This is a genomic window from Streptomyces sp. NPDC050433 (genome assembly GCF_044458565.1).
Classification (GTDB): domain Bacteria; phylum Actinomycetota; class Actinomycetes; order Streptomycetales; family Streptomycetaceae; genus Streptomyces.
Window position 1 is genome coordinate 1 of the sequence record NZ_JBITIB010000010.1, and the last position, 19,068, is coordinate 19,068.

Annotated in this window: 15 protein-coding genes and 2 pseudogenes; 13 read left to right on the forward strand and 4 right to left on the reverse strand. The window is 71.3% G+C overall.

The features are described from left to right. Positions 1 to 125: 125 nt before the first annotated feature. Positions 126 to 1,802, reverse strand: a complete 1,677-nt coding sequence (locus ACIBLA_RS14085) for an IclR family transcriptional regulator C-terminal domain-containing protein (protein ID WP_399198678.1) — start codon at positions 1,800 to 1,802, stop codon at positions 126 to 128. Positions 1,803 to 1,975: 173 nt separating this feature from the next. Between ACIBLA_RS14085 and ACIBLA_RS14090 the strand changes: the two genes are divergently transcribed. From ACIBLA_RS14090 to ACIBLA_RS14125, 8 genes and pseudogenes are all read left to right on the forward strand, one after another. Then, a complete protein-coding gene (locus tag ACIBLA_RS14090) occupies positions 1,976 to 2,731 on the forward strand; it encodes a CoA transferase subunit A (RefSeq protein ID WP_399198679.1) in 756 nt (251 codons plus the stop codon). Continuing rightward, positions 2,731 to 3,384 carry a CoA transferase subunit B gene (locus tag ACIBLA_RS14095; RefSeq protein WP_363244484.1) on the forward strand — a complete coding sequence of 218 codons (654 nt, stop codon included), beginning with the start codon at positions 2,731 to 2,733 and terminating at the stop codon, positions 3,382 to 3,384. Before ACIBLA_RS14090 ends, ACIBLA_RS14095 begins: the two co-directional genes overlap by 1 nt. Before the next feature lies 1 nt (position 3,385). Continuing rightward, the gene (gene pcaH, locus ACIBLA_RS14100; RefSeq protein WP_399198680.1) at positions 3,386 to 4,186 is read left to right on the forward strand and encodes a protocatechuate 3,4-dioxygenase subunit beta; all 801 of its coding nucleotides are present in this window, start codon (positions 3,386 to 3,388) and stop codon (positions 4,184 to 4,186) included. Then, positions 4,186 to 4,776, forward strand: a complete 591-nt coding sequence (gene pcaG / locus ACIBLA_RS14105; protein WP_399198681.1) for a protocatechuate 3,4-dioxygenase subunit alpha — start codon at positions 4,186 to 4,188, stop codon at positions 4,774 to 4,776. Before pcaH ends, pcaG begins: the two co-directional genes overlap by 1 nt. A 60-nt stretch (positions 4,777 to 4,836) precedes the next feature. Then, entirely contained in the window at positions 4,837 to 5,988 is a 1,152-nt protein-coding gene (gene pcaD, locus ACIBLA_RS14110; protein WP_399198682.1) for a 3-oxoadipate enol-lactonase, read from the forward strand. Further along, entirely contained in the window at positions 5,988 to 6,281 is a 294-nt protein-coding gene (locus ACIBLA_RS14115) for an FAD-dependent monooxygenase (protein ID WP_363244481.1), read from the forward strand. The genes pcaD and ACIBLA_RS14115 overlap by 1 nt, the downstream gene beginning before the upstream one ends. Next, positions 6,170 to 6,945: pseudogene (locus tag ACIBLA_RS14120) on the forward strand (FAD-dependent monooxygenase); the annotation flags it as partial. The gene ACIBLA_RS14115 and the pseudogene ACIBLA_RS14120, both read left to right, overlap by 112 nt. Positions 6,946 to 7,073: 128 nt before the next feature. Continuing rightward, a pseudogene (locus ACIBLA_RS14125) lies at positions 7,074 to 9,465 on the forward strand (beta-L-arabinofuranosidase domain-containing protein). Positions 9,466 to 9,557: 92 nt separating this feature from the next. Here the strand turns inward: ACIBLA_RS14125 and ACIBLA_RS14130 are convergent. Next, positions 9,558 to 9,707: a hypothetical protein gene (locus ACIBLA_RS14130; protein WP_363244479.1), complete on the reverse strand. Its 150-nt coding sequence runs from the start codon at positions 9,705 to 9,707 to the stop codon at positions 9,558 to 9,560. A 209-nt stretch (positions 9,708 to 9,916) separates the two neighbouring features. Here ACIBLA_RS14130 and ACIBLA_RS14135 point away from each other — a divergent pair, with 209 nt between their 5' ends. Then, complete coding sequence (locus ACIBLA_RS14135) at positions 9,917 to 10,432, forward strand: NUDIX domain-containing protein (RefSeq protein WP_363244478.1); 516 nt, start codon at positions 9,917 to 9,919, stop codon at positions 10,430 to 10,432. A 63-nt stretch (positions 10,433 to 10,495) separates the two neighbouring features. Beyond that, a complete protein-coding gene (locus tag ACIBLA_RS14140; protein WP_363244477.1) occupies positions 10,496 to 11,257 on the forward strand; it encodes a glycoside hydrolase family 75 protein in 762 nt (253 codons plus the stop codon). Between the two features lie 87 nt (positions 11,258 to 11,344). On the opposite strand, the gene ACIBLA_RS14145 is transcribed toward ACIBLA_RS14140, so the two are convergent. Together ACIBLA_RS14145 and ACIBLA_RS14150 are read right to left on the reverse strand one after the other, a co-directional pair. Beyond that, positions 11,345 to 12,868 (reverse strand): amino acid permease, encoded by a 1,524-nt coding sequence (locus tag ACIBLA_RS14145; protein ID WP_363244476.1) that lies wholly within the window; start codon positions 12,866 to 12,868, stop codon positions 11,345 to 11,347. A 95-nt stretch (positions 12,869 to 12,963) separates the two neighbouring features. Next, positions 12,964 to 13,890: a hypothetical protein gene (locus tag ACIBLA_RS14150; RefSeq protein WP_363244527.1), complete on the reverse strand. Its 927-nt coding sequence runs from the start codon at positions 13,888 to 13,890 to the stop codon at positions 12,964 to 12,966. A 329-nt stretch (positions 13,891 to 14,219) separates the two neighbouring features. On the opposite strand from ACIBLA_RS14150, the gene ACIBLA_RS14155 reads away from it, so the two are divergent. The 3 genes from ACIBLA_RS14155 to ACIBLA_RS14165 are packed head-to-tail and all read left to right on the forward strand — an operon-like array spanning position 14,220 to position 18,525. Then, on the forward strand, positions 14,220 to 15,740 hold the full coding sequence (locus ACIBLA_RS14155) for an FGGY family carbohydrate kinase (protein ID WP_399198683.1): 1,521 nt from the start codon (positions 14,220 to 14,222) through the stop codon (positions 15,738 to 15,740). Next, a complete protein-coding gene (locus ACIBLA_RS14160) occupies positions 15,737 to 17,224 on the forward strand; it encodes an NAD(P)/FAD-dependent oxidoreductase (protein WP_399198684.1) in 1,488 nt (495 codons plus the stop codon). The genes ACIBLA_RS14155 and ACIBLA_RS14160 overlap by 4 nt, the downstream gene beginning before the upstream one ends. Then, the gene (locus tag ACIBLA_RS14165; RefSeq protein ID WP_363244473.1) at positions 17,221 to 18,525 is read left to right on the forward strand and encodes an FAD-dependent oxidoreductase; all 1,305 of its coding nucleotides are present in this window, start codon (positions 17,221 to 17,223) and stop codon (positions 18,523 to 18,525) included. The genes ACIBLA_RS14160 and ACIBLA_RS14165 overlap by 4 nt, the downstream gene beginning before the upstream one ends. The last annotated feature ends 543 nt before the right edge of the window (positions 18,526 to 19,068 follow it).

Sequence of the window (19,068 nt, forward strand, 5' to 3'; positions counted from 1 at the left end):
AACCCGCCAGAGAGTCATCGATCTTCACGTACAGTGCAAGCGCGAGGGTTTCGAGGTCTGTCGTCACAAACGGACCAACGAGACCCTCGCTTCATGCACACGACCACGACTTCGGACTTACTCATCTAGGACGGGATACGCGTGAAACGGCCCGCGATGTGCAGGTCGGCCTCGATCGCGGCGGCCGTGGCGCGTAGCTCGGGCAGCAGGTCGCGCACGCACTCCTCGACCGTGCGGCGGCTGCTGTGCATGGCGACGTTGAGGGCCGCGACCGCGCGGCCGGTGCCGTCGCGGACCGGTACCGCGAGGGAGCGCAGGCCTTCTTCCAGTTCCTCGTCGACGAGGGCGTAGCCCTGCTCGGCGACCTGGTCGAGGAGTGCGGTGAGCTGTGCGGGGTCGGTTGTCGTGCGCGGGGTGAGGGGCTTCAGTTCGATGGCCGGAAGGCGGTGTCCGGGCTCGCGGTCGGCGAGCAGGACCCGGCCCATCGAGGCGGCGTAGGCCGGGAATCTGGTGCCGAGGGAGATGTTGACGCTCATGATCCGCGTCGTGGCCACGCGTGCCGTGTACTGGATGTCCTCACCCACCGGGACCGCGAGAGACGCCGAGTCGTGGACTCGCCGCACAAGAGCGGCCAGATGCGGTGTGGCGATCTCGGGCAGGGTCGTGCGGGAGAGCGCGGGGTAGCCGAGGGCGAGGACCCGTGGGGTGAGTCGGAAGGTGCGCCCGGTCGAGGTGACATGGCCCAGGTGCTCCAGGGTGATGAGGGCTCGTCGGGCGGTGGCTCGGGCGAGGCCGGTCGCGTCGGCGACGGCGGTCAGCGTGAGTTCGGGGCGGTGCTCCCCGAAGGCCGTCAGCACGGTGAGGCCACGGGCCAGGGATTCGACGAACCCCGCGCCGAGTTCCTGTTTCGTGGCCGATGTCCAGTCGGCGAGGCCCGCCGCGGGCGCCCCGGCCGGGCTCCGGTCCGCAGGAGCCTGTCGAAGCACTCGCTCCATCTCCCCCGCGGCCTCCCGCACGCGTGACAGCAAGGCCTTCCGCAAGGAAGCCGCGCTGTGGCGGCTGGTGTGGCTCACCGCGCTCAGTGCGCAGGCGATCGTGCCGTCGGGGGCCCTCACCGGTACGGCGAGAGCGAGAAGACCCGGCTCGATCAGCTGGTCGTCGATGCCCACGCCCCGCTTGCCTTCGTCGGCCACGCGCTCCTCAAGGTCGGGCACCTCGTCAACTCGCGGCGGCGCCGCGGGAAAACACGTCCCGGAGGGGTCGGCCGCGCGGCGCTCGCGCCAGCGCGCCCAGGCCGAGGCGTCCCAGTCGGCGGCGAACAGCGGTCCGGGGGCGGTGCGTTCGGCGGGGAGCAGGTCGCCGATGCGGAAGACGAGGGACATCGTGCGGCGCCGGGTGGTCTGGTGGACGAAGCGGATCCCGTCGCCGTCGGGCACGGCCAGGGAGACCGACTCGTCCAGTTCCTCGGCCAGTCGCTCGGCGAGCGGGCCGAGCAGGGCGGGCAGCCGGAGGGCCGCGAGATAGGCGTTGCCCACTTCCATCAACCGGGGGGCGAGGGTGAGCCAGTGGCCGTCCACACGGACGTAACCCATGCGCGCGAAGGTCGCCGCGATCCGGTCGACGGTGGAGCGGGCCAGACCGGTGGAGCGGACCAGGTCACTCAGGGACACCCGGCCGCCCGCGTCACCGGCCTCGCGCAGCACGGCGATGCCGCGCATCAGCGGGCCGACGGCCTCGGGGGGCACCGCCGGACCAGGTGCCGAGGTCTTCTCTTCGGGCGCCCAGGTCTTCTCGTCGGGCATCGGAGTCTCCTCGGGGCAGCGGACCGGGACCTGGAAGCTTCCCGGAAGGCGTTGACACCCTTCACCGGCGAACCGCACACTCAGGTCGAGCAATAAATGAACTGTAGTTCATCTGGCGAACAAGTGGAAGCCGAGCGTTTCCTGAGACCCGCCGGCGCCCTGCGAGGAGTCCCATGGACAAAGTCAGCCCGTCCGCCGCCGAGGCGGTCGGCGACATCCCCGACCACGCCTCGATCGCCGTCGGCGGCTTCGGGCTCAGCGGCGTGCCGAACACGCTGATCGACGCGCTACTCACCCTCGGCGCCGACGGCCTGAGCATCGTCTCGAACAACTGCGGTCTGGACGGCGAAGGCCTCGGCAGGCTGCTCGCGGCCGGCCGGATCGCCCGTGTCACCGGGTCGTACATCGGCCGGAACAAGGAATTCGCCCGCCGGTATCTGGGCGGCGAGATCGAGGTCGAGCTGGTCCCCCAGGGCACGCTCGCCGAACGGCTGCGGGCCGGCGGCTGCGGGTTTCCCGCCTTCTACACGCCCGCCGGCGTCGGCACGCTCGTCGCCGACGGCGGGCTGCCCTGGCGGTACGGGCCTGACGGCGAGGTGGTGAAGGCCTCGCCCGCCAAGGAGGCCCGCGTCTTCGACGGCGAGGAGCACATCCTTGAGTACGGCATCATGACGGACTTCGCGCTGGTGCGGGCCGCCCGCGGCGACCGGCACGGCAATCTCGTCTTCCACAAGGCCGCCCGCAACTTCAACCCCCTTGCCGCGATGGCGGGTCGCGTCACCGTCGCCGAGGTGGAGGAGCTGGTCGAACCGGGCGCGCTCGATCCGGACACCGTGCACCTGCCCGGTGTCTTCGTACGGCGCGTGGTGCCGCTCAGCCCCGCCGAAGCCGCCGACAAGCGCATCGAGAAAAGGACGGTACGCGGCTGATGGTCTGGTCACGCCATGAGATGGCGGCCCGTGCGGCTGCCGAGCTGACTCCGGGGACGTACGTCAATCTCGGCATCGGACTCCCCACCCTGATCCCCGGTTTCCTGCCCGAGGACGCCGATGTGGTCCTGCATTCGGAGAACGGACTGCTCGGGGTGGGGCCCTATCCCACGGACGAGCAGGTCGACCCCGATCTCATCAACGCCGGCAAGGAGACGGTGACCCTGCTCCCCGGAGCCGCGTCGTTCGATTCCGCGCTGTCCTTCGGAATGATCCGGGGCGGCCACATCGATGTCGCCGTACTCGGCGCGATGCAGGTGTCGGCGGCCGGCGATCTGGCCAACTGGTCGGTACCCGGACGGATGATCACCGGGATGGGCGGGGCGATGGATCTGGTGCACGGGGCCCGGCGCGTGATCGTACTGACCGAGCACACCGCCAAGGACGGCTCGCCGAAGATCGTCGAGGAGTGCTCGCTGCCGCTCACCGGGCGGGCGTGTGTGGGGCGCGTCATCACGGATCTCGCGGTGCTCGACATCACGCCGGACGGGCTCGTTCTGGTCGAGACCGCCGACGGGGTCACGGCAGCCGAGGTCCGGCGGCGGACGGGTGCCCCGGTCCGCTTCAACCAGGCTTCCTTCGTGAGGAGTTGACATGCGAGACACGCGGGACGTGATGGCCCTGACCCAGGACGAGATCAGCGCGGAGATCGCCGCCGCGCGGAAGTCGACCGCGCAGGCCGTGGCGCACGGCGGCGACCCGCCGCTGCATCCCGGACGCGACTATCCGCCGTATCGCAGCAGTGCCCTGCGCCATCCGCGCCGGCCGCTGCTGCGGGTCGGTGCCGACCCGGAGGCCGCGGAGTGGCACGGTCCCGTCTTCGGGGTCACCGACATCACCGCGCTGGACGCGGATCTGACCCGGCAGCACCAGGGCGAACCGCTCGGCGAGCGGATCACCGTGACGGGGCGGGTCCTCGACCGCGCCGGGCGGCCGGTGCGCGGGCAGCTGGTGGAGATGTGGCAGGCCAACGCCTCGGGGCGGTACGCGCATCAGCTCGATCAGCACCCGGCGCCGCTGGATCCCAACTTCACCGGCGTGGGACGGTGTCTGACGGATGATCAGGGCTGCTACTCGTTCACCACGGTGAGGCCGGGCGCGTACCCCTGGCGCAATCACACCAACGCCTGGCGGCCCGCGCACATCCACTTCTCGCTGTTCGGGACGGCGTTCACGGAGCGCCTGGTGACCCAGATGTACTTCCCCGGCGACCCGCTCTTCCCGTACGACCCGATCCTTCAGTCCGTCACCGATGCCGCGGCGCGGGCCCGTCTGGTCGCGGCGTACGACCATCGGCTGTCCACTCCGGAACGGTCGTTGGGGTACCGCTGGGACATCGTGCTGGACGGGCCGGCCGCCACGCTCCCGGGCCCGGATCCCGAGGAGGACCACTGATGCCCGCGCCGACCCCCTCGCAGACGATCGGCCCGTTCTACGGGTACGCCCTGCCGTTCCCCGGCGGCGGCGAGGTCGCGCCTCCGGAGCATCCGGAGGCGATCACCGTGCACGGACACGTGTACGACGGCGCGGGCTCGCCCGTGCCGGACGCGCTGCTGGAGACCTGGCAGGCTGCGCCCGACGGGTCGCTCGCCGGACATCCCGGATCGCTTCGGCGTAACCCGGTGACCGGCGGATTCCTCGGCCGCAACGGGGTCGACTTCACGGGGTTCGCACGGGTCGCCACGGACGCGGACGGGCACTGGGGGGTGCGGACGCTGCCGCCACCGGCCGCGCTGCCCTATCTGTCGGTGTGTCTCTTCGCCCGCGGGCTCACGCACCACCTGTTCACGCGGGCCTACGTCGACGGGCGCACCCTGGACGGACGCGCCGTTGACGACGCGGTGCTGTCCGCGCTGCCCGAGCAGCGGCGGGCCACGCTCGTCGCGCGTGAGGAGGGCCCGCGCAGGTACCGGTTCGACATCCGGCTGCAAGGGCCGGGCGAGACCGTGTTCCTCGATTTCGGGTCCGGCGATGACGCGCGCTGACGAGGGGCCGCCCGCCACGCGCCGACAGCCCGCACTCACGGAGCGGGAGCTGGAGCTGTGATGCTTCACCACCGGATCGACGGTCCCGCCGACGCGCCCGTGCTGATGCTCGGACCGTCCCTGGGGACCTCCCTCGCCGTCTGGGATCGTCAAGTACCCGCGCTGGCACAGCACTTCAGGGTGGTCCGCTGGGACATCCCCGGCCACGGCGGCTCCCCTGCCGGGCTGCTGTCCGCCGGGGCGGCCGTATCCGATCTCGGGCGGCTCGTACTCGATCTGGCCGACTCCCTGGGGGCCGGCCGCATCCGGTACGCGGGGATCTCGCTCGGGGGTGCCGTGGGCAGCTGGCTGGCCGCCCAGCATCCGGAGCGGGTCGACTCGCTGGCGCTCGTCTGCTCCTCGGCGTACTTCGGCGGGCCCGACATGTGGCTGGAGCGGGCCGGGACGGTCCGCTCGAAGGGTGCCGGGCCGATTGCCGACTCCGCTCCCGAGCGCTGGTTCACGCCGGGCTTCGCGAACGGTGGACACGCCGCGGTGGCCGAACTCGCGGGCGATCAGCGCTCGGTGGACCCGGAGGCGTACGCCGTCTGCTGCGAACTGCTCGCCGCGCTCGACCTGCGGGACGAACTCGCCCGGATCACCGCCCCGACGCTCGTCGTCGCGGGCCGCGAGGACCGGGCCACGCCGCCCGCGCACGCCCGCGCCCTCGCCGACGGCATCGCGCACGCCCAACTCGTCGAGCTCCCGCGCGCCGCGCACCTGGCCCCGGTCGAGCAGCCGCGCGCCGTCCTCGACGCACTGCTCTCCCATCTGGGCTCGGCATCCGGCCTTGAGCGAGCGGGCATGCTGGTACGCCGCCAGGTGCTCGGGGACGAACATGTGGACCGTGCCATCGACCGCACGACACCATTCACCGCCCGCTTCCAGGACTTCATCACCCGCTACGCCTGGGGTGAGGTGTGGTCCGGCGGCACGCTCGACCGGCGTACCCGCAGCTGCGTCACCCTGACCGCGCTGGTCGCGGGCGGGCACCTGAGCGAGCTGGCGATGCACGTACGGGCCGCCGTACGCAACGGCCTCACCCCGGAGGAGATCGGCGACGTGCTGCTCCAGTCGGCCGTGTACTGCGGAGTGCCGGCCGCCAACTCGGCGTTCGCCGTGGCCGACAAGGTACTTCAGCAGATGACCCGTGAGACGAGGGATGAGTCCTGATGCGTACCACCGTCGGCATTGTCGGAGGCGGGCCCGCGGGGCTGCTGCTCGCCCGGCTGCTGCACAACGCGGGTGTCGGGAGCGTGGTACTGGAACGCCGCGACCGCGCGCCTACGTCGAGCGCCGTCAGCGCGCCGGAATCCTGGAACAGGCCACGGTGGACGCGCTGCGCGCCGCCGGAGCCGGGGAGCGGATGGACCACGAGGGAATCCCGCACGACGGGATCGAGCTGCGGTTCGCAGGCCGCGCCCACCGTATCGACTTCCCCGCGCTCACCGGCGGTCGACGGGTGATGGTCTACGCGCAGACCGAGGTCGTCAAGGACCTGATCGCGCTCCAACTCGCCGAGGGCGGACCGCTGTTGTTCGACGCGGACGTGCTCGAAGTCATCGGCGCGGACACCTCGCGACCGTCGATCCGATATCTGCACGAGGGCCGCGAACAGACTCTGACCTGTTCGTACGTGGTGGGGTGCGACGGTTTCCACGGGGTGGCCCGCGATGCCGTCCCCGCGTCGGTCCGGACGGACTTCGAGCGCACGTATCCCTTCTCCTGGCTGGCATCCTCGCCGAAGCGCCCCCCGTCCACGATGAGTTGATCTACGCCCACTCCCCACGTGGCTTCGCTCTCGCCAGCATGCGCTCGCCCTCGGTGAGCCGTCTCTACCTCCAGGTCCCGAACGGCACCGACACCGCCGCATGGCCGTCCGACCGGATCTGGAACGAGCTGGACGCCCGCTTCGCGATCGACGCCGACCCCGGCTGGAAGCTGGAGCGCGGGCCCGTGCTCTCCACGGCGGTCCTGCCGATGCGCAGCCATGTCACCGAACCCATGCGCTTCGGCCGGCTGTTCCTCGCGGGCGACGCCGCCCACATCGTTCCGCCGACCGGCGCGAAGGGCCTCAATCGAGGTGGCGGGGCGGGCTGTCAATGGACGCGCTCCGCATCTCACACATGAGGCGCCGGGCACAGGACTCCGCGCCGCCCCCACTCTGGACATGACTCGGACGTCGTGCTGTGATGCCAACTGCCGCCCTTTCCAACGTTGTACAGACCCTTCGTCGATGCTCGTGGACGGGAGACCCGATGACGCTCGACCGACGACACTTCCTCGGCGCCGGCGCCTTCGCGATCGGTGGTGCGGGCCTGCTGGGGCCACTGGCACCGACGGCCGCGGCCGTACCCCCGGCGCGCGGCGGCTGGTACACGCCGAACGCCGCGCCGCTCGCCCCCACCGCGTTCCAGAAGCTGCCCCTGGGCAGCGTCACCCCGCGCGGCTGGCTCACCGGTCAGCTGCGCCTGCTGCTCGACGGACTGTTCGGCCGGTACGCCGAGGTCTCGCACTATCTGCGGTTCGACGACTCCGGCTGGGTGCACCCCGAGAAGAACGGCTGGGAGGAAGTCACCTACTGGCTGCGCGGTTACGTGGACCTGGCCGCCCTCACCGGCGACCCGGCGGCCCTCGCCACCGCCCGCCGCTGGATCGACGCGATCCTCGCCACCCGGCAGCCCGACGGTTTCTTCGGCCCCACCCGGCTCCGTACGGCGTTGAACGGCGGGCCGGACTTCTGGCCGTATCTGCCGCTCCTTCAGGCGCTGCGCTCACACGAGGAGTTCACCGGCGACGAGCGCATCGTGCCGTTCACCGTCCCGTTCCTGCGCTACATGAACGCGCAGGGGCCCGGCGCCTTCAACTCCAGCTGGGTGTCCAAGCGTTGGGGCGACGGACTCGACATCGTCTTCTGGCTCTACAACCGCACCGGCGAGTCCTTCCTGCTCGACCTCGCCGACAAGATGCACAGCCACGGCGCCAACTGGGTCGACAACTTCCCCGATCTGCACAACGTCAACATCGCGCAGGGCTTCCGCGAGCCCGCCCAGTACGCGCTGCGGTCGGGCTCGGCGGAGCTGACCCGTGCCACGTACCGGAGTTACGCCGCCGTCATGGGCGGATACGGTCAGTTCCCCGGCGGCGGTTTCGCCGGCGACGAGAACTCCCGCCCCGGCTTCGACGATCCCCGGCAGGGCTTCGAGACCTGCGGCACGGTCGAGTTCATGGCCAGCCATGAACTGCTGACCCGGATCACCGGCGACCCGGTGTGGGCCGACCGGTGCGAGGAGCTGGCCTTCAATCTGCTGCCCGCCGCCACCGACCCGCAAGGAAGGGGCATCCACTACATCACCAGCGCGAACAGCGTCGAACTCGACAACACCGCCAAGAACCAGGGCCAGTTCCAGAACGGCTTCGCCATGCAGGCGTACAAGCCGGGCATCGACACGTATCGCTGCTGTCCGCACAACTACGGCATGGGCTGGCCGTACTTCACCGAGGAGCTGTGGCTGGCCACGCCCGACCGGGGGCTCGCGGCGGCGATGTACGCGCCGAGTCAGGTGCGCGCGAAGGTCGCCGACGGCACGGAGATCACCGTCACCGAGGACACCGACTACCCGTTCAAGGAGACCGTCACCCTCACCGTCACCACTCCCCGGCTGGTGCGCGGACCCCCGACTCACCGTCGCCGGGCGGCGCGTGACGGTGCGGGGCGGGCCGCGGTTCGTCAAGGTCGAGCGCGAGTGGCGCGACGGCGAACGGGTCAGTCTGCGGCTGCCGCAGCGCACCACCGTGCGGACCTGGGACGACAACCACGGCAGCGTGAGCGTGGACCACGGACCGCTGACGTACTCCCTCAAGATCGGCGAACGGTACGAACGGTTCGCGGGCACCGAGGACTTCCCGGAACTGTCGGTGCACCCCACCACCGCGTGGAACGTCGGCCTGGCGCCGGACCCGCTGCGCGGGCTGCGCTTCACCGCGGACCGCGGACCGCTCGCCGCGAACCCCTTCACCCACGAGGGATCGCCCGTCCGGATCACCACGTCGGCGCGCCGCATCGAGGAGTGGGTGGCCGACGACCAGCGTGTGGTCGCTCCCCTCCAGGACAGTCCGGCCCGCAGCACGGCGCCGCCGGAGCCGGTGACGCTGATCCCGATGGGCGCGGCCCGGCTGCGGATCACCGCCTTCCCGACCGCGTCACCCGGCGGGCGGGCCTGGACGGCGGAGCCGCCGTACCGCCGTGTACGGAACAAGCACAGCGGCAAGGTCCTCGCCGTGGACCGGATGTCGCTGGACGCGGGTGGGCGGGTCGTGCAGTTCGACAACACCGGAACGGCCGACCACGCCTGGCAGTTGGCCCCGGCAGGCGGCGGCTGGTTCCTGATCCGCAACGGCAACAGCGGGAAGATCATCGGGGCCGAGGGCAGGTCGACGGAGAACAGCGCGCGCGTCGTCCAGTTCGACGACGACGGGAGCGGCGGCCATCTCTGGCAGCTGGTGGACCGGGGCGAGGGCTGGTCGCTGATCCTCAATCGGCACAGCGGGAAGGTGCTGGGCGTGGACGGGATGTCGACGGCCAACAGCGCGCAGGTGGTCCAGTTCGAGGACAACGGCACGGACGACCATCTCTGGCAGCTGCTCTGATCCACGGGCAGGGCCCGGCCTCGTCATGACGTGAGGCCGGGCCCTGTCGTGTGCGTCTGCCGTGTGCGCCTGTCGGCGTGCTCTGCGCCGGGTCAGCGCCTGCCGCCGCGCAGTTTGCCGAACAGCCGGCGCGCCTGCTCGCGCTTCCTCGGGTCCCGCGACGCCGCGCGTGCTTGACCGATCACGCGCTGCCCCTGCGGGCTACGGGTGAAAGCCTTGATGCGGTCGATGATTCCGGCCATGCCGTCTCCTGCGCTTCGATGACACCGACGGCCCCACCGCGGGGCCTCGGACTGCGTCTACCCCTCCAACGCTCGGCGACTCCCATTACGTTCCCATTACCTCTCCTTTACCTTCGAGGGCGACGCACTGGGCGGCGCGCGGGGCAGCACGCTGCCCCGCATGCGCTCCCCCGATGGCGTCCCCGCGCGACCCCGCACAGACTGACGTGATGTCAGGGAAGCGAAGCGCCGGACTCCTCCTGTACCGGGTCACGGCCACCGGCACCGAAGTGCTCATCGGGCACATGGGCGGCCCGTTCTGGGCGGGGCGCTCGCGGGCCGCGTGGTCGATCCCCAAGGGGGAGTACGGCCCCGACGAGACACCCGAAGCCGCGGCCGACCGGGAGTTCGAGGAGGAAGTGGGGCATCCGCCGCCCGAGGGGCGCCGGGAGCCGCTGGGCGAGACCCGTCAGTCGAGCGGCAAGACGGTCACCGTATGGGCGATCGAGGCGGACTTCGATCCCGCCGTCGCCGTACCGGGCACGTTCACGATGGAGTGGCCCCGCGGGTCGGGCGTCGAGCGGGAGTTCCCGGAGCTGGACCGGCTCGACTGGGTGCCCCTGGGGGACGCTGTGGAACTGCTGGTGACGGGGCAGCGGATCTTCCTCGGGCGGCTGGCCCTGCACATAGAAGACCGTGCGGGCGACAAGGGCGGCACGGGCGCCGAGGGCGCCTTCGAGAAGTAGCGTCCGCCGCGCCGGGACTCGGGGAAGTCCATGAGAGATCCGTCCGGAAAGAGACACGCCTCCGTGCACCACAGATCGCACCTCCACGCCGCCGTCGGCGCGGTACTGCTCACCGCTTCGGCCCTGCCCGCCACCGCACACCCCGCGGCTGCGCTCGACACGGCGCCGCTGCCGCCACCCCCCGCACCACTGAGCGGGGCGCCCGGCCCACCTGCCGCCGCCGGCTCGCTCCGCACGGACGGTCCGGTCACGGCGGACGCCCTGCGGGCGAAGGTCAAGGGCTGCGTACGCGTCTCGAAGGGCCTGTACCGGAGCGACCAGGGCAGGCCCGCCGACATCCCCGTGTGCGGCAAGAAGGGCGCCGTGTACTGGAAGGGCGACCTGGACGTCGACTGCGACGGCCAGGTCACCGCCCGCTGCAACAAGCGGACGGACCCCTGGTTCCACGGGGACACGGCCTTCCACCAGTCGAACGGCAAGCCGCTGAACGCCGAGAAACTGCCGTACGTCGTGGTGCCCGCACCGAGCGAGATCTGGGACCACAGCTCGTCGGGCATCCAGGGCGGCGGTGTCGTGGCCGTCGTATACAAGGACCGGGTGGAGTACGCGGTGGTGGGCGACACCGGACCCGTCGCTCTGGTCGGGGAGGCGTCGTACGCCACCGCGCGCTCGCTCGGGATCGACCCGGATCCCTCGCGCGGCGGAGCCGCCTCGGGGGTGACGTACATCCTGTTCAAGAACTCGAAGGCCGCGCCGATCGAGAGCCGGTCCTCGGCGGTGAAGCTGGGCAGCGAGCACGCCCGGAAGTTCCTCCGGGAGAACTGACGGACCGACGGTCGTCCTCGGTACGGAGGCGAAGTCGGCGCCGCCTCCGTACCGAGAACGTTCCGAGGACGTGCCGCTAGGTCCTGTCTAGACGATCCCCTCGGAAATCTCCGACTGCTCGCGGGCGCTGCCGTACGACTGCGGGGTGCTGTACGAGCCCCGCGCCGCGTACCACCAGGCCGTGGCCAGGGCCAGCACGACGGCCAGCGCGATCACCGCGTAGTTCATGGTGTCGGTGGTGACCGGGTTCTTCTGCGGCAGACAGAAGATCACGGTGACGACCGCGACCCACACGACAGCGATCCAGCCGATCGGCTTGCTCCAGCGGCCCAGCGTCCAGGGGCCGGGCTGGAAGCGGTCGCCGGCGCGCAGCTTGAGATAGATCGGGATCGCGTAGGCGGGCGTGATGCCGATGACGTTGATCGCCGTCACGGCGCCGTACGCGGTCGGCGAGTACAGCGAGGGCACGGCCAGCAGACAGGCGAAACCGACGGACAGCCACACCGCGGGCACCGGGGTCTGGGTGCGGCTACTGACGCGCCGCCACAGGGCCGATCCGGGCAGGGCGTTGTCACGGCTGAAGGCGAACACCATGCGGCTGGCGGCGGCCACTTCCGCGTTTCCGCAGAACAATTGCGCCATGATCACGACAAGCAGAAGTGCGCTGGCGCCGTTGGTCCCCAGGACGTCGATGAAGATCTGCGCCGGTGGCACGGCCGCACCGCTCGTGGCCGCGTAGTCCTGGATGGCGAACGTCAGACCGGCGAGGAGGGCGAAGCCGGCGATCCAGGAGACCCAGATGGCGCGCACGATGCCGCGCGCGGCGGAGACGGAGGCGTTGGACGTCTCCTCGGAGAGGTGCGCCGACGCGTCGTAGCCGCAGAAGGTGTACTGGGCGAGCAGCAGACCGATCGCGGCGACGTAGAGCGGGTTCTCCCAGCCGGTCTCGTTGACGAACTGCGTGAAGACGAACTCGGGCGACTGGTGGTTCTTGGGGACGATCGCGAGAATGCCGACGATCACCGCGACACCGGTGAGGTGCCACCAGACGCTGATCGAGTTGAGCACACTGACCAGCCGGACGCCGAAGAGATTCAGCGTCGCGTGCAGCAGCAGGATGCACATGAAGATGACCATGGTCCAGCCCGGCGTGGCTTCGAATCCCCACTGGAGATTCAGGAACGCGCCGGTGAACAGGGCCGCGCCGTAGTCGATTCCGGCGATCGCGCCGAGCAGTCCGAGCAGATTCAACCAGCCGGTGTACCAGCCCCACTTGCGTCCGCCGAGGCGGTCGGCCATGTAGTAGAGGGCGCCCGACGTGGGATAGGCGCTGGTCACCTCCGCCAGAGCCATGCCTATGCAGAGCACGAAGAGGCCGACGCCCACCCAGCCCCACAACATCACGGTGGGGCCGCCGGTGATGAGCCCGAAGCCGTACAGGGTCATACATCCCGACAGGATCGAGATCACCGAGAAGCTGATGGCGAAGTTCCCGAAACCGCCCATCCGGCGGGCGAGTACCGGCTGATAGCCGAGTTCCCTCAGCCGTTCTTCTTCATCCTGCTGCGGAACTGGTTCCGACTTCGACCAGACCGGTGGGGAGACGGACATGGAAGTACCTCCGGGTACGGAGAAATCAAGGAGAAAGGGGGACGTACGGTGGGGGCCCGGCGTTTCCGGCGGGAGAGCCGATTCGCGGGCGGGGCCTAGGAATCGGGCTTCCGGTCACGGGCGGCGGCGAGACAGCGGGCGCGGGCGCGGGCGAACACCTCCTCGACTTGTCCGGTGTCGTTCGGACTTCGGGCCCGATAGGCCCACGGCAGTGGGGTGTAGTACGGCCCCAGGGCCTCGAACACCCGTGCCGCCTCGGCCAGTTGGAGCGAACCCCAGAGGGCGTGCGCCAGATAGCTGAGGTCCAGCAGCGAGGCCTCGGTGGGCACGGACCGGTCGAACCAGATGTGCAGTGCCCGCAGCGCGTCCCTGGTGGCGTCCTCGGTGACCCAGTGCAGGTCCAGCGCCTTCTTGTTTCCGCCCTCCCTGCGGTACCGCTCGACCCGCACGAAAAGCGGAAGGGCCTGTAGGGCCGACCCCTCGGGCGCGGACGAGGCCGCCCACTGGACGAAGTTGACGGCCTCCGACAGGGATCCGTCGGACCGGCGGGCGTAGACGAACTGGAGCATCCGGTGGTACGCCTCGCGGTTGCCCGGATCGCGCTTGTCGGCCTCGGCGAGCAGGGCCCACGGGCCGGGGAAGAGCATCGGCCCCGGCGGCGACAGCCGGTTCTCCTCCATCCGCTGCTTGCCGTCGAGTTGGGCGAGTGCGAGCAGACAGACCCAGGGGACGGGGTCGGCCGGCACCAGCCGCGCGGTTTCCCCGCACGCCTCCCACGCCTGCTGCCACAGGTCGTTCGTGCGCGCGTGGCCCTCGCGGTGCGCGCGCAGGGCGCGCTCCACCGTGACACGTGTCTGCATGACCACGGCCGCCGTGCTGTCCGGCTCCTCGGTCAGCCAGGTGTGCACGGTGTCCGAGCCCGCGGCTACGGTGGCGAGTACCTGCGTGCGCTGGGTCCACTGGGCCCAGCCGTGGGTGCCGGCGAGCATGTCACGCATCGACAGCCAGCGGCCGGTGCGCAATTCCTGTACGGCCGCTCGGAGTTCACTGTCGTGACCGGCTGGATGGTAGAGCGGACGAAAGCGATCGCTCACGGACCTTCCGCCCGATTCTCGCGCAACTCCGCCTCTTTCCGGTGTAGTTCACATACCAACACCTGAGAATCACACTACTCAGTGACACTCCGCTGTTACTCGGCGATCAGTGTAGGGGCCCGCACACCGAGCTTTGAACACTTTGCTGATCTCAGACAACCCCGAGTGCATCTCGTGACCTTGACGGCGCAGGCGGGCTGCACCACCCTTTCGCTCAGTGATCGGACGATCACCGCACTCCGAGCGAAACATGTGACATGCCGCCCCTTCAGCACTCCCCCGGAAGCGCCGTGGACCCGGCCGCACGGCCGGTCCTCGCCGTCGACCAAGGCACCTCGTCCACCAAGGCCCTGGTGATCTGTCCGGAACGCGGGGTGATCGGCAGCGGTTCGGCTCCGGCGCCTCCCCGCTACGGGTCCGGCGGCCTGGTCGAGGCCGACCCCGCCCTGCTGCTCTCCTCGGTCGTCGACGCGGGGCGCCAAGCGCTCGCCGCCGCCGGTGAAGGCGTCGCGGCGGTCGGCCTGGCGAACCAGGGGGAGACCGTCCTCGCCTGGGACCCGGACACCGGCGCGCCGCTCACCGACGCGGTGGTCTGGCAGGACCGGCGCGCCGCGTCCGTCTGCGCCGAACTCGCCCCGCACGCGGAGATGTTGCGGGAGCTGACGGGGCTGCCGCTGGAGCCGTACTTCGCCGCGCCGAAGATGGCGTGGATCCGCCGGAACCTGACCCGCGAAGGCGTCGTCACGACCTCCGACTCCTGGCTCGTCCACCAGCTGACCGGCGCGTTCGTCACCGACGCGGCGACGGCCGGGCGCACCCAGCTGCTGGATCTCGACACCGCCGAATGGTCCCGCGCCGCGCTCGACGTCTTCGGGATGGGCGACGAGAGGCTGCCTCAGGTCGTGGACGCGGCAGGGCAGTTCGGTGTCACGACCGCCTTCGGCGACCCGATTCCGCTGACGGGCCTGCTCGTCGACCAGCAGGCCGCGCTGCTCGCCCAGCGGGTGACCGAGCCGGGGACGGCCAAGTGCACCTACGGCACAGGGGCGTTCCTCCTCGCGCAGACCGGCGCGCGCCCGCTGCGCAGCCGGGCCGGCCTGGTCGGCTGTGTGGCCTGGCGGCTCGGCGGCCGTACCAGCTACTGCCTGGACGGGCAGGTCTACACGGCGGCTTCGGCCGTGCGATGGCTGACCGATCTCGGCGTGCTCTCCGGCGCCGACGATCTCGACCGGGTGGGCTCGTCCGTCACCGACAGCGGAGGCGTCACCTTCGTACCGTCGCTCGCCGGGCTCGCCGCACCGTGGTGGCGCGGAGAGGCGAAGGGGTCGATGACCGGGCTCAGCCTGGAGACGGGCCCCGGACATCTCGTGCGGGCGCTGTGCGAGGGCATCGCGGCGCAGGTCGTCGGGCTGGCGGACGCGGTGGCCGAGGACACCGGCACGCCCCTGGAGTCACTGCGTGTCGACGGCGGGCTGACCGGGTCGGACCTGCTGATGCAGACTCAGGCGGATCTCCTCCAACTGCCCGTGGAGATCTCCCCGTTGCCCGATGCCACCGCGCTGGGGGTGGGGGCCGTCGCCCGGCTCGGGCTCGACCCCGGCATGACGGTGGAGCGGGCCGCACCCACGTGGCGGCCGAGGAAGGTCTTCGAGCCGGGGATCGGTGCGGCCGAGGCGGCCGAGCGGCTGGGCGTCTTCCGTACGGAGGTGGCGGCGCTCGTCGCCCGTACGGCACCCGCCGAGCAGCGGCCGGCCACCGTGGGCACGGGCGCCGCGTGAGCGTCACCGTGTCCGGGCGGCTGCCGGACGAGGTGTACGACGTGGTGGTCGTCGGCGCCGGGGTCGTCGGCGCGGCGATCGCCCGCGAGCTGGCCCGCTACCCGCTGCGTACCGCCCTGGTGGAGGCGTCCGCCGACGTCGGCGACGGTACGTCGAAGGCCAACACGGCCATCCTGCACACCGGTTTCGACGCCGTGCCGGGATCGCTGGAGGCCCGGCTCGTACGTGAGGGCCGGGATCGGCTCGCCGCGTACGCCGAGGAGTGCGGCATCCCCGTCGAGCCGATCGGCGCCCTGCTCGTCGCCTGGGACGAGGAGCAGCTCGCCGCTCTCCCCGCGCTCGCCCGCAAGGCCGCGCACAACGGTTACCGGCGTACCCGGACCGTGACCGCCGCCGAACTCCGCGAACGCGAGCCGCATCTGGCACCGGGAGCACGGGGCGCGCTCGAAGTCCCCGACGAGAGCACCGTCTGCCCGTGGACGACGACGCTCGCGTACGCGACCCAGGCGGTACGAAGCGGGGTCGACCTGCATCTCAACTGCCGGGTGCGCGAGGTGACCGAGGGTTCCGCGCAGACGCGGCCCCGGACGCGGAAGCAGGCGCAAAAGCAGACGCAAAAGCAGACGCCGCATCTGCTCGCCACCACGCGCGGGCGGCTGCGCGCCCGGTGGCTGGTCAACGCGGCGGGGCTGTACGCCGACGCGTTCGACCGGCTGCTCGGCCACACCGATTTCACGGTGACGCCCCGGCGCGGTCAGCTCATCGTCTTCGACAAGGCGGCGCGCTCGTTGGTCGGTCATATCCTGCTGCCGGTGCCCACGGCGCTCGGCAAGGGAGTCCTGGTGTCGCCGACCGTGTACGGCAACGTGGTGCTCGGCCCGACCGCCGAGGACCTGGACGACAAGCACGCGACCGGTTCGACGGCCGACGGCCTGGCGTTCCTCCGTAAGAAGGGCCGGCGGATCATGCCGGAACTCCTCGAAGAGGAGGTCACCGCCGTGTACGCGGGGCTGCGCGCGGCCACCGAGCACGACGACTACGCGATCCGCTCGCACCCCGAGCAGCGGTACGTCACGGTGGGCGGGATCCGGTCGACCGGACTGACGGCGTCGATGGCGATCGCCGCCCATGTGGTGGAGCTGCTGACGGAGGCCGGCGCCGAGGTGGGGACGGCGGCGGACCTCGTACCGGTGACGATGCCGAACCTCGGTGAGGCCTTCCCCCGCCCGTATCAGCGCGCCGAACTGATCGCGGCCGATCCCGCGTACGGGGCGCTCGTGTGCCACTGCGAGCGGGTCTCACGGGGCGAGATCCGTGACGCGCTCGCCGCCGACATCCCGCCGTCGTCGCCCGAGGGGCTGCGGCGGCGCACCCGCGCGCTGGGCGGCCGGTGCCAGGGGTTCTACTGCGGGGCGGACGTGCGCGCCCTGTTCGACACGCCGGGCGCCGACGCCCCGGCCCCCGGCGCGGAGGCCGCACGGTGAACACCGAACTCTCGAAACCCGTCCACGAGCGACGGGAGCGCGCCGTCGACGTCCTCGTGATCGGCGCGGGCCCGGCCGGGCTGGCGCTGGCGTCCCGGCTGGCCGCCACCGGCGCCGCCGGCGGCCTCGCTGTCGAGGTCGTCGACCGCGAGGACGAGCCGGGCGGTGCCCCCCGGCTCTGCTCGCACTCGGGATTCGGACTGCGGGATCTGCGGCGGCCGATGACGGGCCCGGCGTACGCACGCCACTGGGCGGACGCGGCGGTCCGGGCCGGAGCGACCCTGCGTACGGGCGTCACGGTCACCGGATGGAGCGACATCGACCTCCTACAGAGGCACGCGCCCGCCGTCGACGTCACCAGCCCGGCGGGTCTGGAACGGATCACGGCGCGCGCCGTCGTCCTGGCCACCGGTGCGCGGGAACGCCCCCGCAGCGCGCGCCTGGTGCCGGGCACCAGGCCCGCCGGGGTGTTCACCACCGGCGAGTTGCAGCGGACGGTGCGTCTGCGCCACCGGCCTGTCGGGCGGCGCGCCGTCGTCGTGGGCGCCGAGCCGGTCAGTTACTCGGCCGTGCGGACGCTGCGCGAGGCCGGTGTCGACGTGGTGGCCATGGTCACGGAGCTGCCGTACCACCAGGCGTCCCCCGCCACGGCGCTCGACGCCCGGCTCCGGCACGGCGTCCCGCTGCTCGTCGCCGCGCGGGTGAGTGAACTGCTGGGCCGGGGACGCCTCTCGGGCGTGGCGCTGCGGCACCGGGACGGCCGGAGGGCGATCGTCACCTGCGACACGGTGGTGTTCACCGGCGACTGGATCCCCGACCACGACCTGGTCCGGCGGGGCGGCATCACGCTCGACCGCGGCACCCTGGGTCCGGCCGTCGACGGCTCGTTCCGCACGGACCGGCCGGGGGTCTTCGCCGTCGGCAATCTGCTGCACGCGGTCGAGCCGGCGAGTACGGCGGCGCGGGAGGGGCTGCTGGCCGCCAGGCCCGTACTGCGCCATCTGACGGACGGCACACACCCGGCCGCGTGGGTGCCGGTCCAGGTCGACGCGCCGCTGAAGTGGATCGCGCCCGGCCGGATCGACCCGGCGGACCCGCGCGTCGCGGCGGGCGGCTTCATCCTCCGTACGGAGAACCTGCTCGCCCCTTGGGCGTCACTGGTCGTGAGCGTGGGCGGGCAGGTCGTGCACCGGCAGCGGCTCGTACGGGGCGCTGTGCCGAACCGGACGCTGCGCCTGTCCGCCGACTGGACGGCGAAGGTGCGCGGCGACGGGCCCGTACGGATCTCCGTGGAGCGGTGAGCGACCCGGAAGAAGGAGCGGCCCCACCGGCAGGGGGTGGACCGGTGGGGCCGTTGGAACTCTGCGGCGGGGGAAGCCGCAGGCTCGGGTCGAGAGGCATGTGCCCCCTTGGCGCGTGACTTACTCTCCCCGCGACATCACTTCTTCTTGGGCACGAGCATCTTGATGTCCGTCAGGCTCGCGCTGCCCTCGTACACGTTCGTGTACAGGTCTCCGATGACGAAGGAGTCCGGGTAGGCGGATCCGGCGGGCCACTGGTCGGGCCAGCTCGCGCTGCCGTGGGGCGATGCTGGCGCACGCCCTTTAGTTCGTCAATACGTCTTACAAAATCGGTAAGCGCTTTCCCGGCGATCGGCTCAGAGGCCGGATCAACCACTCCCCCGCGTCCCGTCATGGGCATGTGAACAGCGGATGAGCGGATTCCACACCCCGCGAGAGGGGCCGGAGAACGTTTGCGGTTGCGAGTGATCCCTGTGCGGTGTTCGGCGCCGCACGTTGCGGCCTCGTTCATTCGCGGGTCACGCCGGGTGCCCAGCATCGGTA

Coding starts and splice junctions, on each gene's coding strand:
- ACIBLA_RS14085 (WP_399198678.1), bottom strand. CDS start 1,802: ATGCCCGACGAGAAGACCTGGGCGCCCGAAGAGAAGACCTCGGCACCT.
- ACIBLA_RS14090 (WP_399198679.1), top strand. CDS start 1,976: ATGGACAAAGTCAGCCCGTCCGCCGCCGAGGCGGTCGGCGACATCCCC.
- ACIBLA_RS14095 (WP_363244484.1), top strand. CDS start 2,731: ATGGTCTGGTCACGCCATGAGATGGCGGCCCGTGCGGCTGCCGAGCTG.
- pcaH (WP_399198680.1), top strand. CDS start 3,386: ATGCGAGACACGCGGGACGTGATGGCCCTGACCCAGGACGAGATCAGC.
- pcaG (WP_399198681.1), top strand. CDS start 4,186: ATGCCCGCGCCGACCCCCTCGCAGACGATCGGCCCGTTCTACGGGTAC.
- pcaD (WP_399198682.1), top strand. CDS start 4,837: ATGCTTCACCACCGGATCGACGGTCCCGCCGACGCGCCCGTGCTGATG.
- ACIBLA_RS14115 (WP_363244481.1), top strand. CDS start 5,988: ATGCGTACCACCGTCGGCATTGTCGGAGGCGGGCCCGCGGGGCTGCTG.
- ACIBLA_RS14130 (WP_363244479.1), bottom strand. CDS start 9,707: ATGGCCGGAATCATCGACCGCATCAAGGCTTTCACCCGTAGCCCGCAG.
- ACIBLA_RS14135 (WP_363244478.1), top strand. CDS start 9,917: ATGTCAGGGAAGCGAAGCGCCGGACTCCTCCTGTACCGGGTCACGGCC.
- ACIBLA_RS14145 (WP_363244476.1), bottom strand. CDS start 12,868: ATGTCCGTCTCCCCACCGGTCTGGTCGAAGTCGGAACCAGTTCCGCAG.
- ACIBLA_RS14155 (WP_399198683.1), top strand. CDS start 14,220: ATGCCGCCCCTTCAGCACTCCCCCGGAAGCGCCGTGGACCCGGCCGCA.